Consider the following 14,895-nt stretch of genomic DNA (forward strand, 5'->3'; position numbering starts at 1 on the left):
TCAAGTTTGATGAACAGCTGGCGTAGTATGTATTGTAAGGGTAATAAAGGGGTGATCAAGTGGATAATGAAGAGTTACTCGCACAATTGCGCGCCCATGATGAGGCGGGTCTTGATGCATTAATTGATCAGTACGGTGATTTAATTCGACAAGTAATTTGGCGTTATCTTCGCGGCGGCTATGAGCGTGGGTACACGCAGGATATTGAAAACCGTTGTTATTATAAAATTTGGGCAAAAATTGACACTTATGATGCCGCCAAAGGCAATTTCGAAGCTTGGGTGGGTACCATTGCTAAGCATCAAGCCTTGGACTATAAGAAAGGCCTCAAGGGAACTTTTCAAGACTTGGATTTGGCCGCGGATTATTTAGCCGCCGATGAACCTGAACCAGAAATTGATTGGCAACCTTATTTGCAGCAGTTATCTGGGCAGCAGCTGACTGTTTTTAAACTTTTCTTCGTGGATGGTTTGTATCCCATGGAAATAGCTCAGCAGTTGAAAATGAAACCAACGGCTGTTTATAAAAATCTCTCACGAGCACGACAGAAAATTCAGAAAGGTGGTCAACAAGCATGGCAATCCTAACGAATCCTTTTATTAACGTGATTAATTCTTACAATGGTTTGCCGGAACAGCCGGCACCAGCCTATCTGTCGGATGAATTAAAGCAACTATTCCGTAAGCGGGAAGTGGCACTATACATTTCAATGCGTCAAGTTCTTGATCAGGTCACACAATTATTAGGTGACGGTGAAAAAATTATTAATATGTTGCCGATGACCAACGAGGCCAATAGCGGTTACGCTACCGACGGCATTATGGGCATGTACGCGCCAGATAGCGAAGCCACCAAATGGTATCGCGACTCTCAGTCTAGTTTGCGCGGGAACCGCCTGATGATTTTCACTGACCGCCGCATTATTTTCTTCATTGTGATTGAGTTTATGGACGATCCTAATCAGTATTTTTCGTATTCATATGAAAGTATCAAGAGCATTAAACTTAAGAGCAAATACTTTCGTTCTGCCGATTTAGAACATGTCGGAAAGACTCACACTTATGGGTCTTATACTTTAGACTTTGAAACCACAGACCGTCATATTTTTACCGAATTTTTGACCAAAGAAAACGGTGAATTATTCAAGCAAAATTTGTTGACGATTCCAGGGATGCAGCATATTGAAGTGGGAAATAAGGCTAGCCGCGTTAATCGCTTAGATTATATTTTTAGTAATTTCTCGTTTTCATTCAAGGTCTTCCTGTGGGTTGGCTTTGGTATCACGGCTTGGTGTTTTATTGCGGCAGTTGCCACGTGGATCATGACTCTGCTACACTGACTGAACTAAAATCTTTTTTAGTTAATACGTTAAACATAATTGGTTCTGACTGCATTACGGGCTGCTTGTCGTGGAACGCTGCCGACATTGATTGAAGCCTTTTTTCAAAAGTCTTCAATTCGAGGCTTATTGTAAGTCCTAAAGCACTAACAATAATTTCGCCGCTGACGACAAGATCCCGCCATTCCGTCTGGAGTTAAGTTAGAACTCATCATTGTAGTTAATGATTGTGACAGAGTAGTGGGGCAAATCATGGCCATTAAAGTTGAAGTTAAAATTGAATAGTTCAATAAAAATAGTCTGTTTGAAAGTTCCCGGTTCTTCTGGGAAATTTTCAAATAGACTTTTTAATTTATCATAATTTGGTTTCCAAATAGTAATACTGACCTTAACTCGGTAGTAACTTAAATTACATCGCAGCTAAGATTTCATTCGGCTTGCATTAAAAATAACTATTTTTCATTTTCGGTCAGAAATCGCTGACAAAAGTCGTATTATAGGTTGTAAGTACATGAGCATAAATTGGGAGGTGGCTGAAGTGACTGATGAGGAATTAGTGGCAGCCTTGGCACAACATCAAGAAGCGGCCCTGTCCGCGTTGATCGATCAGTATGGTGACTTTATTCGCCAAGTGGTTTGGCACTATTTGCAAGGTGAATATTTGCGCGGCTACACGTTAGACATTGAGAATCGATCCTACTATCAGATTTGGCAGAAAATTGACTTGTATGATGCCGACAAGGGTACTTTTAAAAGTTGGTTGGGCACGGTCGTTAAAAATCAAACGCTGGATTATATCAAGGGTTTAGCCGGTATTAAGCAGGATGTCGCCATGCCGACCACATTGAATACGGCTGCGGAAGAAGAACCCACGGAGCCAGATTGGGCAACTTTATTTAGGCCTTTGAACGATCAGGAACGGGCAATTTTTCAGTTGTATTTTGTTGATGGTCAATTTCCGGCCGAAATTGCCAAGCAATTGCACATTAAGCCAGCCACGGTTTATAAGAATCTATCCCGGGGCCGGTTGAAAATTCAAAAGGAGGCGCTGAAACATGGCAATCTTTACCAATCCCTTTATTGAAGTCGTGAATTCTTTCAATGGTCTACCAAACAAACCGATCAATAGCCATTTGTCAACGGAGATGCAAAAACGCAAGCAACAACGGACTGTGGCAATGTACCTGACCATGCGCCATATTCTTGATGAAGTGCAACAACTTCTGCAACCTGATGAGAAAATTATTAATTTATTGCCGATGACCAATGAAGAAAATAGTCAAATGGCGACCGGTGGCATTATGGGCATGTATGCGCCGCAGACTGAAGAGACGAAACAGTATATTCACGATCAAACCAGTTTGCGAGGCAATCGCTTAATGGTATTCACCAATCAGCGGATTATTTTCTTTATCGTGATTGAATTTCTTGATAATCCTAAACAATATTTCTCTTATAACTATGACCAATTACAAGCCGTTAAATTGGCTGAGCGCAAAATTAGTGTACCGGGAAATGAACATTTCTGGCAACGTGAATATTTCACCTATTACTCACTGGACTTTGAGACTGATGATAAACATGTCTTCACTGAATTTTTGACGAATGAGAATGGTTTATTATTTAAACGGAATTTATTGACGATTCCCGCGATGGCTCACGTGCAAATCACTGATCGGGTAGTTCGGCCGAACAAATTCGATTATATTTTCAGTAATACTGATTTGGCCTCAAAAATATTGTTTGTCGGTTTACCAGTCTTTATTGGCATCATGTTCCTGATGTCACTCTTAGGCGCACTTTTTAATTGGTAATCAAACTCAGTTGGCATTAGTCATTGAATAATGTTAATCTGTGCTTGGAGATGGCATTAATGGCTAATTTAGCAGCAGTTTTAGAAAATGATTTACCAGCAGTTCAGCAAATGTATCAGTTTGCTTTTGCGGACTTATATCAGCGTTACCATGATGATCAAACAGACCCATATTGTGAGTCGCTGGCAACTTTGACTTGGAAATGGCAACAGCCTGATCGTCATTATTATTTCTACGTGATTGATCAGCGGCGTGTCGGGCTGATTTGTGTTCATGATGATCCTCAAGACGCCCAAACAAAGCGTATTTCACCACTGTTGATTTTGCCAAAATTTCAAGGCCGTGGTTACGCTTTAAAGATGATTCAGGCAGTTCAGGAACAAGATTCGGCGGTGACTTGTTGGCAAGTGGATACCATTGCCCAAGAGTCAAAGCTAATGCACTTTTATCAACGGGCCGGCTTCCAACAAACCGGCCAACGAATTGAATTACAGCCGGGGATGACCATTACTTACTTTGAGAAAAAAAGGAGTGCTGATGAATGACTAGCTTAATTACAGTGACGATGATTGTTTTACTGTTGCTTGCGATTGGTGCGATGATTGGCGCCGGTATTCAAGCTCATCATCAGAAACGCCAGTTAGCAAGGGTTTACTTATTACTAGCCACCACCTTAACAGGCATTGGCATTTTATTAGGCAGCATTCAGCCAGCACAACCAGTGATTTTCGTGGCTAGTTTGGTGTTGATTCTGGCCAGCTTGTTTCAACTGATTTTTTTACTGCAACAATTCTTGAAATCTGTGATTCCTAACAAACAAGTTTCCTGGGATAAAACAGAAAAATAGTGTCGCTCGACTAAAAAATCTCCTGTCAGTATGCTCGTGCTGGCGGGAGATTTTTATTGGTTGCTTTTTAAAATTCTAAGGGATCTTGAGAGTCAGGTAAATCCTGAGGTTGGTCATCACTATTCAGTAATTTTTCTTTGTAATGTTGATACTCATCAGGGGTAATCGCCTTGTCATCAAGTAGCTGCTTGAATTTATAGAGCCGCTTAATTCGCTCTATATCATTTAACCCATTTTGTTCGGTCAGCGTTCCTAAAACATGATCGCTGTTCAGCAAAGCTGCATCAGCATTGAGAATCAGGGCTTTATAATGATCATACTCGGCCGCCGTGATCAATGACTGGTCCAACATCTTTTTAAAACTTTTTAATTTAATGATCCGGCGATCATCAGCCGTGCGCTCGGCCTCAGCTGCTGCTTGTTCAGCGGCTTTCTGTTTCTTTTGCTGGTTTTGATAAATTACCACTGCCACCACGATCAACGCCACGGCTAAAATGATATACCAATACTTGATCAGCATGCCCAGGACTAACAAAATAATAAATATGCCTAGGCAACCGCCGCACCCTTTACCCTTATCCATTCTCAAAACCTCATTTTCTTCACGGTGTTAATAGCTATTATTATAACAGGTTAGCTGAAACTTTTCGTTCTGTTTTGAGTTAAGCTTGTCGTTTGACTGATGTCCAGTCTTCCCCAATTGAGGAGGTGGTTGCAGGGCGATTTAAATCTAAACTGGTAATAGGCTGAACGGTGGACAACTCCGTTGCGGCCGGCGGGTTGTGGAACGCTGCCGACGTTGATTTGAGCTTATTGCTGACGCAACAATCTCAAATACAAGTCTTCTTCTAGCTGCTAAAGCAGCAAGAAGAATCTGGCGGCTGACAACCCGGCGGCCTCCACTGCGTTTTGAGCTAACCTAATCCACTGTAGATTTGTTTGATTTCAAGGCAATGCAAGCAAAGTTAAAAGTTAATCGCCAGCAACCACTAGATGAAACTAACAGAACTGAGCACCACTATTTAGAAAAAAGATCATTATAGACTAATGAGCTCGTTTGACAACCTTTCTGGATGAAACCAGGGAAATGTCGAACGAGCTCTTTTGATACTATTATTCAAGCATGATAACAATTCAGATAAGTTGATTAATCCTACTACAATGCCTTAACACTAAACAAAGTTGAAGTGAACCACCTCAACTCCAGACGGAATGGAGGGCGTGGTTGTCAGCCGCCAAATTTGTCTTGCCGCTTTAGCGGTTAGACAAAGGCTCGCGTTGGAGACAATTTGGTTTTTAATTGGCTTCAACCGATGCCGGCAGCGTTCCACAACCAAAGAGCCCGCAATGGAGTCAGACGCTAGTCAGTTTCAGCATGTTTGCTAGTTTTTGAACTCGATTTAAAGTTCGATTTAATTCAGTTGCAACACATGGCCAAAATTAAAAAGCCAGATAGTGATACTTTTCCAACTTAATTAGTGCTATGATAACGATACATTAGCGGAGGTGTGGTCATGCTATTACAAACAACTTATCAATCGCCATTAGGCCCAGTCATCCTGTTAGCGCGCGCTGACCAGTTGGTTGGTCTCTGGTTTGTCGGCCAGAAATATCAGGGCAGTCAATATGATCTTGATCAAATTACCAGTGGGGAAAACCAAATCTTACAACAGACCAAAAATTGGCTGACTGCTTATTTTGCTGGCGACAATCCCCAAATTGCACAATTGCAGCTGGCCCCAGAAGTGACGCCATTTCGACAACAGGTGTTGACAGTATTAGCGCAAATTCCCCAGGGGCAGGTGCTCACTTATGGCGAAATCGCGAAAAAAATGAGCGCGGTTAGTCAGCACCCAGTTTCCCCACGAGCTGTTGGTGGGGCAGTTGGTCATAATCCCATCTCGATTATTATTCCTTGTCATCGAGTGGTTGGAAGCGATGGTAGTTTAACCGGCTATGCTGGTGGCTTGGACCGCAAAGTTGCGCTGTTAGCTCACGAAGGCTTTGACCAGAAAGTGTTGGCTCATGGTCGCATCAAGTAATCAATTAATCCGGCCGACTGACCAACAGTGGCAGGCAATCGTTGCCAATGATCGGCAGGCTGATGACCAATTCTGGTATGGCGTCACCAGTACTCTGATTTTTTGTCGGCCATCTTGTGCATCGCGCTTACCGAAGCGAGAACATATTCGGATTTTTGCTGATCCGAACGCGGCTTTGGCAGCTGGGTTTCGGCCGTGCAAACGTTGTCGACCCACTGCTGAATTAGTTTCCAATCAAACGTGGGTGCTGGAGATTGATCAAGTTTTGCAGCATCATTATGCGGAAAAGCTGGATTTAAACGAATTAGCCAAACAGGTTCATGGTTCAGAATCTTATTTACGGCATGTTTATCAACAATTGACCGGCCAAACACCGCAACAAAAATTAACCCAAATCCGACTTGAACGAGCGCAATTGTTATTGGCAACGACAAATTCAACAATTGCGAGTATTGGTCGCCAAGTAGGTTGGGCTAATCCAGCGTATTTTATTAAGATTTTTCGCCAACAAATTGGGTTAACACCACGGCAATATCGCCAACAATTTTTGTCAGTTTAATCAACTTTAGCCATAACGAAATAATTCCCTTCAGGATCATGGAAATTGAAAGTAGCAGTGCCGTTATTATCAGTAATTTCACCGGCAGTACTGATCATTTTGTGCATTTGCTCGAAACGATTGCTGTAAAACATTAATGAAGGTGTGGTCGTCGGCACTTCTGGTGAATATTTCTGAGCAAATTCTTTAGGAAAGAGCACCAATTCAAATTCATCAGAAATTTTGATCACTTGGCCATGAAAGCCGGCTGGTAAGGCCATTGTTTCTACAATCGTGGTTTGTAATTCTTCAGTCCAAAATTCGGTCATCCGATCCACATCGTTCACGTATAACATTACTCTTGATTTACTGATCAATTTTAAAACCTCTTTCAATATGTTTAATTATCAAAATCATAGCGCCAGCCAGTAAATTTTGCAATTTCTAACCGTCAACCTCAGTTCTATTTGTTAAAATGGGCCTAGCGCCATTGAGAAAGAAGTTATGAATATGCAATTAACAGCTATTTTCAATCATCGTCAAGTGGTTCCCGGCAGCTAAGCTAGCAGGGACGAGTCAAGAATTGATTGAAATTCTTGATTTTCGTGTGGCCGTCGCTGATTTAGCCACTTTAACAAAACAACCAGGTTATTATCCGGGTTACCACATGGACAAGCAGCACTGGGCAAAAATTTCTTAGATGACAGTATTTCCTTAACTGATATTGAACAACTTTTGATCCAGAGCTATCAATTCGCCAAATAATAAACTGATTAGGAGTTATTTTCATGGCAACACTTTTAAAAGATTTATATTCAATCGACTTTTTAACTGAATTGGCTCAAGCGATTAACCGCGTTGAGCCAACTTTTTCCGAACAACAATTTATAAATGATTGTCTCGTACCTAACTGGGCTGATTTAAAATTAATGGAACGTCGTGACCAAATCACGGTGAGTTTGCATCAACAACTGCCTGCAGATTTCTCAGCGGCCGCAACTATTTTGCGCCAAATCGGTCCTCAATTTCACGGCTTAGCTGCAATTGTCTTGCCTAATTATGTGGCGACTTACGGCTTGGCTGATTGGGACACCTCAATGGCAACACTAGCTTTGTTGACCCAATATTCTAGCGCCGAGTTCGCCATTCGGCCTTTTTTAGTTAAGTATCCTGAAGCGACCAGCGCCCAAATGGTGGCTTGGTCCTACAGTCAGCAAGTTGATCAGCGACGTTTAGCCAGTGAAGGCATGCGGCCACGGCTACCGTGGGGCATTCGCTTGCAACAATTCGTCGCCGATCCTCAGCCGGTAATGCCAGTTTTAACTCGGTTATTAAACGATTCTGAAGTTTACGTCCAGAAAAGTGTTGCCAATAATCTCAATGATATTAGTAAAGATCATCCCCAATTGGTCTTGGACTTTTGTCAGCAACATTGGAATGAAAGTGAGACTGGTAATTGGGTGCTTCAGCGCGGGTTGCGGACGCTTTTTAAGCAAGGTCAACCTGAAGTTCTGCAATTACTTGGCTATCAACCAACTGCTGCCGAGCAATTGACAACCGCTAAATTAACGGTGCGTCAAAAGAAGGCGGCCCTAGAAACTGCTAGTGAATTCAATTATCAACTCCAAGCAACTGGTGCCAAAACAGTTGTGCCTCTTTATCTAGGTTACCGCATCCATTACGTGCGTCAGAATGGCCAAACTTCAGCGAAGGACTTCTTTATAAAACGCCTTAATTTAAAACCCGGTCAGCTGTATCAAGGTCAATTCAAGATTAAGTGGCAACAACTGACTACCAGAAAACTCTATGCTGGTGATCATTTGGTGGAGTTGTTGGTGAATACAGAACCCACCGCGACAATTCAAATCAACTTAACCATCTGATTCCGAATAACCTCAATGAAAGCTTGTCAGAAATGGTATTTGTGCTATACTATCTAAGTACCATTTGGAGAGTTGGCAGAGTGGTAATGCACCGGACTCGAAATCCGGCGAACCGGCTAATACCGGCGCGCAGGTTCAAATCCTGTACTCTCCTTTCTATTTTGACATATAAGTTTATTTTTAATTCCATTGTCTTTAATGATGTGGAATTTTTATTTTGCACTTTTGTAGATATAGAATAGTCAATAGTATTGCAGCTAAATCAGTATTAAATTTTAAACTTATGTGAGTTGTTGGGTATAAAAAATAGTAGTTTAGGGAGATAGAAAAATGACCTTGAAGATCTTTAATTTATCCGATATTCACTTTACATCTATAGATGATCCAATATTTGATAAACTTGATTCAATTAAAACCGCAATGAATTCAAGGATATTTCAAAGTGATGCGGTTTTGATTCTGGTTAGTGGGGACATAGCTTTTAGCGGTACGATTGTACAATATGAAATTGCTGAATTATTTTTTAATGAATTAATTAATTCATTAAAGAACGAGTGTCATCAGCTTGATATATGGTTTATTCCTGGAAATCATGATGCTGATTTTGAAAAGCCGCAGTTTGTTCGGAATAGATTATTAAAAGATACATATGATTGTGATATAGACACGGAGACTTTATCTCTAATTTCAAATGTACAAGAAAACTTTAACGACTTTATTAATAATTTTTCGAATTTTCAAACTAATTTAAAAATGATTAATTCTAACGAGTTGGTTTCTGTCCTTGATTATCAAATTGATGGAAAAAGTGAATTAAGAATTAATGCGATTAATTCTTCATGGGATTCAACAATATCTGAATCAAGTGGAAGTATGACTATACCTAAAGATTATTTAAAAATAATAAATTATGACCGTGATGTTAATTTCAACGTTTCTTTGATGCACCATCCACTCAATTGGTATTCACCTGATAATAGCAGACAGGTTCGTGAAAAGATTGAGTTAAACTCTAATTGGATTATTACAGGTCACGAGCATGTTGAGACTGAGAGAGAAGTTATTTATGACCAGAATGATATAGCATATTCTGAAGCGGGTGCATTACAGGAAAATAATAATCAATATACCAGTAAATTCGGGTTATACGAACTTGAGTGTTCTGAGCAATGTGTAATTCTTAAACCAACAATTTTTTCTTGGATTGTTGATGAGGGGTATTTTGGAAGTGATGAGAAGTCTCAAATCAAAATAAAGACTAAAAAAGATAATCTAAATTTTAGAGATGATAATTTTGATATATCGCGTAACTTTTCTGAATTTTTACATGACATCGGATCACCAATTGTTCATCCTAGAAAAAAGAATTTAGAGTTAGATGATGTATTTATTTTCCCTGAACTGGAGGAAAAAGGACAGAATGAGAGCATAAAAGGACGAATTGACTCCAAGCTGCAGGTTGCAAAATTAGTAGATGGAACTGAGAAGGTCTGGTTTGTTCAAGGAGAGAGAGAAAGTGGAAAAACTTCCTTTTTGAAAAAGATTTTTGAACAGTCATCGATCTCAGGTTTAACCCCATTGTTTGTGCGTAGACTACCAAAATTAAGTGATATCAAAAATTTCGATACTTGGTTAAGAAAAACTTTTATTTCAAATTATGATGAAAAATTTTTTGAACGTTATCGTCAAATGCCAACTAAGCGTAAGATCATTCTTATTGATGATTGGCAATTACTTAATTTGAATTTGGAGGGAAAGCGAAACTTAATTCAGTTAATTCAAAAAAGATTTGGTATCGTTGTGATTATGTCAGAATTTCGTCCTGAAAATAGTCTTGACATCGTGACCTTTTCAGACATATTTGGCGCGAATAGTATAAGTGAATATTCTCTGAAAAACTTTGGCCGGAAAAAACGGGAGGAATTAATAAATAAGTGGTTGGTAGTTGGTGACGCTGGATACCACCAGTTTGAACAAAGTAGTCAAAAAAGATCAATTCAAATAGATCAACTTCAAACGGAAGTTACAGATGTATTGGGATCAAGTTATGTTCCGCAGGTACCTATTTATATTTTGATAATTCTACAAAGTTTAAGTAGTGGTGCATCAAAAGATGCTTTTAGAAAGCAAACTAATGGATATTATTACGAGGTGTTGATTACTGCTGCTTTAATACGAATCGGTGTATCTCAGGAAAAAACTAATACACTTTTCAATTATTTGTCCCAATTAGCCTATGAACTTTTTAAAGCTGATAAACAACTCTTTGAATATGACTTTTGGTGTGATTTCCACACAAGATATACCAAAAAATATGCTATTTCACCTGCTCAGAACAAGTTGAGTCAATTTCAGGATATACTGATTCAAAGCAATATCATTAAGAAGTTCTCAGAAAATGAATATTGCTTTTCATACGAATACATTAATTTCTATTTCATTGCTTTTTATTTATCCGCTAATATAACTGTTACACCAGAGATAACGAAATCAGAAATTTCTAACTTGATTGAGAATTCTAATAAAGAGATAAATGCAAATATACTGATATTCTTAATCCATCATTCGAAGGATTCCTTCATACTTGATGAAGTTATAAAACAAGCACAAAAATTATTGCCAAATAACGAAGAACTTAATCTTGAAAATGATGTAGGACAAATAAATAATCTAATCACGGAATTACCAATACTCGTTTTAAAAGATAATCATAGTTTTGAGGAAAATCGGCTTGTTTATAATGAACAGCAGGATAGATTTGATGATACTCAAAATAATAAGAAAAACACTTCCAAGGTTTCATTAAAGGAGCGGAGTATAGAGCTTGTGGAACTTGATAAGGCAGCAAGAATCTCCGAAATTATTGGTCAAGTTCTCAAGGATTATTCCGGAACAATTGTTGCAAGTCAAAAACTTGAGTTGCTAGAAGCGGCTTATAAGGTATCCTTACGCGCCGGATCAAAACTTCTTGAGATTATTAACAGTGAACGTGATGATTTAGTAAAGTTTGTTACTGATAAAATTAAGCAAGATAATCCTGAAAAAGATTTGACGGATGTGGAATTGAAGAAAATTTCCGGCCAATTAGTTTTTTCTTTCTGCGAAATGGTATGCTTAACGATTGTTGAAAAACTTATTCGGGATACTGGAAATAAAGAATTAGAAGTAACTTACAGAGAATTGTTTAAAATAACAACTAATACAGCTGTAAAATTAACAATATCTGGAACTGTGTTGGAAATTCTTTATACAAATCCCAAAGGTGGTCTTATCAAAGATTTTTACGATAGTTTGAAGGGTAATTTGTTGGTGAAAAATATGGTACAGTTTATGATTGCACGCTATTTATATTTCATTGACTTACCATCAAATGAACGACAAAGTATTTCTGATAAGTATGCAGTTAAATATAACCACGTTGATAGACAAAGAATACAGCAAGATAAATAATGAGGTACGATCGTGGATAAGCGTAAAGTTTTAGGGGCAGTATTATTAAGTGTGGCTGCCAGTGTTTGGGGTGGCATGTTTGTAGTTGTGAAATCAATTGTCACCGAAATTCCGCCAGTGGAATTGGTCTGGCTGCGGTATCTAAGTGGGGTCATTGTCTTATTGATCATTTGTTTGGCCAGCCGCATTAAATGGCATTGGGATCGGCATAATTTATTTCTGATTTTTCTGATTGGGCTAATTGGCAGCACGATTTCCATCGTGACCCAAGAAACTGGGACTTGGCTCTCATCAGCACAATTAGGTTCGGTTATTACGGCGGCCACGCCAACTTTTATGGTGCTGTTTAGTTGGTGGCTCTTGAAAAAACGGCCGTCTCATGGCGACTTGATTGGCTTGGTTCTTTCGGGAATTGGCGTGTTAGTCATTGTTGGGGTGCAATTCAAAGGCAAGCATATTTTGGCCGGAACGTTGCTGTTAGTAATCGCGGCATTGACTTGGGCCTTAATGTCAGTGATTATTCAAATGGTCGATCAGAAATATGATGTGCTGCAGATTACTTTTTTGGCAGCGGTGGTGGCCGTTATCTGCCTAACGCCATGGGTCTTGATTAAGGACCATAGTGTGATTATGGCCATTCATTTTACGCAGCCTCATGTGTTCTTGAGTATTTTATATTTAGGCGCAATTTCAACGTCGTTAGGTTTCGCCTTTTGGAATAAGGGCCTGCAATTAATGGATAGCAATACTGCTGGACTGTTTTTCTTATTTCAACCAATTGTTGGCACTTTATTAGGCTGGTTGTTCTTAGGTGAGGCAATTAGTTGGGGCTTCGTTGTTGGGACGGCTCTAATTTTTCTGAGCATCTGGGTATCGATCAAATGGCCACAGACGGTTTCAGTCGGGCATGAGCGTTTAGAGTAAGTGAGTTTATTGGGGGAGAAAAATTTTGGCATATCACAATTATTCGTTTTATTATAACCGGCGGCATGAGCCTAAATGGCATGACGCTTATATTCAAGTTCGCAACCAGCGAATCAGGGACACGATTATCACCATTATCATGATTCCTGTCGTACTTTACGCGGTTTACTGGGTTTTGCTTCGAGTAAGTCCAGAACAAGCAATGACTTACCGTAATTTCTTTGTCGAAGTCAAAATGGCGATTCAGTCATTCTTTAATTCATTTTCATAATAATGATAAAAAAAGCGCCTTAATTATTCGATCAACGAATAGTCAGGGCGCCTTTTATTACTTGGTTTTAGGATAAGGGGCCAATTCAGCCGCCGTAAAATAAACTTGTTGGCTGCCGCCAATGCGAACCAGATAACGGTCGTGTTTGGCATCGTAGAAAACAATTACTGCGATGATGTTTTGCCAAGTTTTCTGTGGCAGTTGTACTAAATCACCAATTTTAAATGTTGGCATGATTGCATTCCTTTCTGTAATTTTAAATTTTTTTGATTTGATCTAAGTCGCGCCCTAGTTGAGCGCGGCAGGGGCCCCAGTGATTTTGTGGGCGTAAAACCTCGGGCTGTTGATTTGAGCTTATTAGCTTAGGACAAAGTTTTCCCAATTTGAAGAGGTGGTGGCGGCGCAATTTGAGGGGCGTGGAACGCCATGGGCATTGATCTGAGCTTATTGCTTTCAGCAACAATCTCAGATACAAGCCTTATTCTAACCGCTGAAGCGGCAAACGCGTTCAGAGCAGCAAACGGCTATGATTAACTGAAATAATTGCTCGATCTGGTTACACCAGCTCAAGCAATTATTTGCAGTTACTCTACGCCGAAAAATCGCTGCTCATCACACTCTAAGAATAATTTCATGGCTGACGCCAATTGCGCCGCCACCACCAGATGAAACTAACAAAACTGAGCACCACTATTGGCCAAATCAGATTGTGGTGAGACAAAATCAGTGTGACAATCTCTGCTGATAATAAAGCTGTCACACCGCTTTTTGCTGTTCAATTATGATTACTAATTGAATTGAGTTAATGAATCCCACTAACACTGCCTTAAGCACTAACAAGAATGAAGTGAACTAACTCAATTCCAGACGGAATGGAGGGCGTGGTTGTCAGCCGCCAAATTTGTCTTATTGCTTTAGCAATTAGACAAAGGCTCGTATTTGAAACAATTCGGTCTGTAATTGGTTCAAATCGATGCCGGCAGCGTTCCACAACCAGCAAGCCCGCAATGGAGTCAGACACTGTTCCGTTTCAGCACAATCACCAGTGCAGTCACTTTTTTAATATTTGTGATTATAATGACGCAGACACAGCCACTTGATGATCACAATTAAGTAGGGCAGGCTTAGTGCCCAAAAGAATAAAATCGTAAATAATAGCGGTTGTAGTTGTAAGCGAGTTTGGTAGAAAACCATGCCAAAGTCAGTGCCCCATAGCAACGCCAGCACTAACACGACTGCTGAAAGTAGCGTAATGATCATGAGGGTTTGCCGTTCAGCCGAACTAACGACCAACTGCCAGCGCTCATCATTATGGTAGGCTTCGCGCCATTTGGTTTCGTAGCGAAAAGTTAACCACCAAATTAAAACAAAAATTAAACCTAAACTAGATAAAAAAATGGGACTAATCATTTTTCTCAAGTTCCTCCTCGTAAATAAAAACTTGTTCAATTGACTGGTTAAAGGCCGACGCAATTCGAAAGGCCAAAGCTAATGAAGGCGTGTATTTATATTTCTCAATTGAAATGACCGCTTGTCGAGAAATACCAACGGCCGCCGCTAAATCAGCTTGCGTCCAGTCCTTAGTGGCCCGTAAAACTTTGATGCGATTTTTGATCATGATTGTACTCCTAGTGACAAGTAATGACGTGATTACTCTTTAAATGTAAATAAGTGATGACATTTTGTCAAGAGGCGATTACTAAATGAAGTGTTCGTTAATGGGGGCGATCTTAAGCAGAATTCTTAATTTTCACTTTAACTAACTTGACTGTCAGTGGCGTGGTTAC

At 39.8% G+C, this 14,895-nt stretch carries 19 protein-coding genes and 1 tRNA gene; 15 read left to right on the forward strand and 5 right to left on the reverse strand.

The features are described from left to right. Window positions 1-59 precede the first annotated feature (59 nt). The 6 genes from EKM82_RS00300 to EKM82_RS00325 all read left to right on the forward strand — a co-directional run bounded on the left by EKM82_RS00300 (window position 60) and on the right by EKM82_RS00325 (window position 4,000). Complete coding sequence (locus EKM82_RS00300) at window positions 60-587, forward strand: RNA polymerase sigma factor (protein ID WP_125766338.1); 528 nt, start codon at window positions 60-62, stop codon at window positions 585-587. Next, the gene (locus tag EKM82_RS00305) at window positions 575-1,339 is read left to right on the forward strand and encodes a PH domain-containing protein (protein WP_125766339.1); all 765 of its coding nucleotides are present in this window, start codon (window positions 575-577) and stop codon (window positions 1,337-1,339) included. The genes EKM82_RS00300 and EKM82_RS00305 overlap by 13 nt, the downstream gene beginning before the upstream one ends. A gap of 511 nt (window positions 1,340-1,850) precedes the next feature. Next, window positions 1,851-2,423 (forward strand): RNA polymerase sigma factor, encoded by a 573-nt coding sequence (locus EKM82_RS00310; RefSeq protein WP_125766340.1) that lies wholly within the window; start codon window positions 1,851-1,853, stop codon window positions 2,421-2,423. Then, the gene (locus EKM82_RS00315; RefSeq protein ID WP_125766341.1) at window positions 2,395-3,153 is read left to right on the forward strand and encodes a hypothetical protein; all 759 of its coding nucleotides are present in this window, start codon (window positions 2,395-2,397) and stop codon (window positions 3,151-3,153) included. The genes EKM82_RS00310 and EKM82_RS00315 overlap by 29 nt, the downstream gene beginning before the upstream one ends. A 59-nt stretch (window positions 3,154-3,212) precedes the next feature. Then, a complete protein-coding gene (locus EKM82_RS00320; protein ID WP_164508014.1) occupies window positions 3,213-3,698 on the forward strand; it encodes a GNAT family N-acetyltransferase in 486 nt (161 codons plus the stop codon). Further along, window positions 3,695-4,000 (forward strand): hypothetical protein, encoded by a 306-nt coding sequence (locus EKM82_RS00325; protein ID WP_125766343.1) that lies wholly within the window; start codon window positions 3,695-3,697, stop codon window positions 3,998-4,000. Before EKM82_RS00320 ends, EKM82_RS00325 begins: the two co-directional genes overlap by 4 nt. A gap of 67 nt (window positions 4,001-4,067) precedes the next feature. Here EKM82_RS00325 and EKM82_RS00330 read toward each other — a convergent pair whose 3' ends face one another. Further along, the gene (locus tag EKM82_RS00330) at window positions 4,068-4,583 is read right to left on the reverse strand and encodes a hypothetical protein (RefSeq protein ID WP_125766344.1); all 516 of its coding nucleotides are present in this window, start codon (window positions 4,581-4,583) and stop codon (window positions 4,068-4,070) included. Between the two features lie 629 nt (window positions 4,584-5,212). On the opposite strand from EKM82_RS00330, the gene EKM82_RS11125 reads away from it, so the two are divergent. The 3 genes from EKM82_RS11125 to EKM82_RS00340 all read left to right on the forward strand — a co-directional run bounded on the left by EKM82_RS11125 (window position 5,213) and on the right by EKM82_RS00340 (window position 6,601). Next, window positions 5,213-5,386, forward strand: a complete 174-nt coding sequence (locus EKM82_RS11125; RefSeq protein WP_164508015.1) for a hypothetical protein — start codon at window positions 5,213-5,215, stop codon at window positions 5,384-5,386. A 128-nt stretch (window positions 5,387-5,514) separates the two neighbouring features. Beyond that, on the forward strand, window positions 5,515-6,042 hold the full coding sequence (locus EKM82_RS00335; protein ID WP_125766345.1) for a methylated-DNA--[protein]-cysteine S-methyltransferase: 528 nt from the start codon (window positions 5,515-5,517) through the stop codon (window positions 6,040-6,042). Then, on the forward strand, window positions 6,026-6,601 hold the full coding sequence (locus EKM82_RS00340) for a bifunctional transcriptional activator/DNA repair enzyme AdaA (protein WP_125766346.1): 576 nt from the start codon (window positions 6,026-6,028) through the stop codon (window positions 6,599-6,601). Before EKM82_RS00335 ends, EKM82_RS00340 begins: the two co-directional genes overlap by 17 nt. Here the strand turns inward: EKM82_RS00340 and EKM82_RS00345 are convergent. After that, window positions 6,598-6,936, reverse strand: a complete 339-nt coding sequence (locus EKM82_RS00345; RefSeq protein ID WP_225419620.1) for a VOC family protein — start codon at window positions 6,934-6,936, stop codon at window positions 6,598-6,600. The two genes, EKM82_RS00340 and EKM82_RS00345, sit on opposite strands and share 4 nt — an antisense overlap. A 432-nt stretch (window positions 6,937-7,368) precedes the next feature. Between EKM82_RS00345 and EKM82_RS00350 the strand changes: the two genes are divergently transcribed. The 5 genes from EKM82_RS00350 (at window position 7,369) to EKM82_RS00370 (ending at window position 13,108) form a co-directional block, all read left to right on the forward strand. After that, window positions 7,369-8,463 carry a DNA alkylation repair protein gene (locus tag EKM82_RS00350; protein WP_125766348.1) on the forward strand — a complete coding sequence of 365 codons (1,095 nt, stop codon included), beginning with the start codon at window positions 7,369-7,371 and terminating at the stop codon, window positions 8,461-8,463. A gap of 66 nt (window positions 8,464-8,529) precedes the next feature. Next, window positions 8,530-8,617 (forward strand) — tRNA-Ser (locus tag EKM82_RS00355). Between the two features lie 176 nt (window positions 8,618-8,793). Further along, the gene (locus tag EKM82_RS00360) at window positions 8,794-11,913 is read left to right on the forward strand and encodes a metallophosphoesterase (RefSeq protein WP_125766349.1); all 3,120 of its coding nucleotides are present in this window, start codon (window positions 8,794-8,796) and stop codon (window positions 11,911-11,913) included. 12 nt (window positions 11,914-11,925) lie between these two features. Then, window positions 11,926-12,837, forward strand: a complete 912-nt coding sequence (locus EKM82_RS00365; RefSeq protein ID WP_125766350.1) for a DMT family transporter — start codon at window positions 11,926-11,928, stop codon at window positions 12,835-12,837. A 25-nt stretch (window positions 12,838-12,862) separates the two neighbouring features. After that, entirely contained in the window at window positions 12,863-13,108 is a 246-nt protein-coding gene (locus EKM82_RS00370; RefSeq protein ID WP_125766351.1) for a hypothetical protein, read from the forward strand. A 57-nt stretch (window positions 13,109-13,165) separates the two neighbouring features. Here the strand turns inward: EKM82_RS00370 and EKM82_RS11130 are convergent, their stop codons facing one another. Beyond that, window positions 13,166-13,342: a hypothetical protein gene (locus EKM82_RS11130; protein WP_164508016.1), complete on the reverse strand. Its 177-nt coding sequence runs from the start codon at window positions 13,340-13,342 to the stop codon at window positions 13,166-13,168. Between the two features lie 638 nt (window positions 13,343-13,980). Between EKM82_RS11130 and EKM82_RS11135 the strand changes: the two genes are divergently transcribed. Next, window positions 13,981-14,208, forward strand: coding sequence for a hypothetical protein (locus EKM82_RS11135; protein WP_164508017.1), 228 nt, complete (start codon window positions 13,981-13,983; stop codon window positions 14,206-14,208). Here the strand turns inward: EKM82_RS11135 and EKM82_RS00375 are convergent. Both EKM82_RS00375 and EKM82_RS00380 read right to left on the reverse strand, forming a co-directional pair. Beyond that, window positions 14,168-14,518, reverse strand: coding sequence for a hypothetical protein (locus EKM82_RS00375; protein WP_125766352.1), 351 nt, complete (start codon window positions 14,516-14,518; stop codon window positions 14,168-14,170). The two genes, EKM82_RS11135 and EKM82_RS00375, sit on opposite strands and share 41 nt — an antisense overlap. Beyond that, window positions 14,511-14,723 carry a helix-turn-helix transcriptional regulator gene (locus EKM82_RS00380; protein WP_404802885.1) on the reverse strand — a complete coding sequence of 71 codons (213 nt, stop codon included), beginning with the start codon at window positions 14,721-14,723 and terminating at the stop codon, window positions 14,511-14,513. The genes EKM82_RS00375 and EKM82_RS00380 overlap by 8 nt, the downstream gene beginning before the upstream one ends. Window positions 14,724-14,895: the final 172 nt, after the last annotated feature.

It is taken from the genome of Lapidilactobacillus wuchangensis (assembly GCF_003946645.1).
GTDB lineage: Bacteria > Bacillota > Bacilli > Lactobacillales > Lactobacillaceae > Lapidilactobacillus > Lapidilactobacillus wuchangensis.

Coding starts and splice junctions, on each gene's coding strand:
- EKM82_RS11135 (WP_164508017.1), top strand. CDS start 13,981: ATGGAGGGCGTGGTTGTCAGCCGCCAAATTTGTCTTATTGCTTTAGCA.
- EKM82_RS00335 (WP_125766345.1), top strand. CDS start 5,515: ATGCTATTACAAACAACTTATCAATCGCCATTAGGCCCAGTCATCCTG.
- EKM82_RS00310 (WP_125766340.1), top strand. CDS start 1,851: ATGAGCATAAATTGGGAGGTGGCTGAAGTGACTGATGAGGAATTAGTG.
- EKM82_RS00360 (WP_125766349.1), top strand. CDS start 8,794: ATGACCTTGAAGATCTTTAATTTATCCGATATTCACTTTACATCTATA.
- EKM82_RS00350 (WP_125766348.1), top strand. CDS start 7,369: ATGGCAACACTTTTAAAAGATTTATATTCAATCGACTTTTTAACTGAA.
- EKM82_RS00315 (WP_125766341.1), top strand. CDS start 2,395: ATGGCAATCTTTACCAATCCCTTTATTGAAGTCGTGAATTCTTTCAAT.
- EKM82_RS00345 (WP_225419620.1), bottom strand. CDS start 6,936: ATGTTATACGTGAACGATGTGGATCGGATGACCGAATTTTGGACTGAA.
- EKM82_RS00340 (WP_125766346.1), top strand. CDS start 6,026: ATGGTCGCATCAAGTAATCAATTAATCCGGCCGACTGACCAACAGTGG.
- EKM82_RS00305 (WP_125766339.1), top strand. CDS start 575: ATGGCAATCCTAACGAATCCTTTTATTAACGTGATTAATTCTTACAAT.
- EKM82_RS00325 (WP_125766343.1), top strand. CDS start 3,695: ATGACTAGCTTAATTACAGTGACGATGATTGTTTTACTGTTGCTTGCG.
- EKM82_RS11125 (WP_164508015.1), top strand. CDS start 5,213: ATGGAGGGCGTGGTTGTCAGCCGCCAAATTTGTCTTGCCGCTTTAGCG.
- EKM82_RS00320 (WP_164508014.1), top strand. CDS start 3,213: ATGGCTAATTTAGCAGCAGTTTTAGAAAATGATTTACCAGCAGTTCAG.
- EKM82_RS00375 (WP_125766352.1), bottom strand. CDS start 14,518: ATGATTAGTCCCATTTTTTTATCTAGTTTAGGTTTAATTTTTGTTTTA.
- EKM82_RS00330 (WP_125766344.1), bottom strand. CDS start 4,583: ATGGATAAGGGTAAAGGGTGCGGCGGTTGCCTAGGCATATTTATTATT.
- EKM82_RS11130 (WP_164508016.1), bottom strand. CDS start 13,342: ATGCCAACATTTAAAATTGGTGATTTAGTACAACTGCCACAGAAAACT.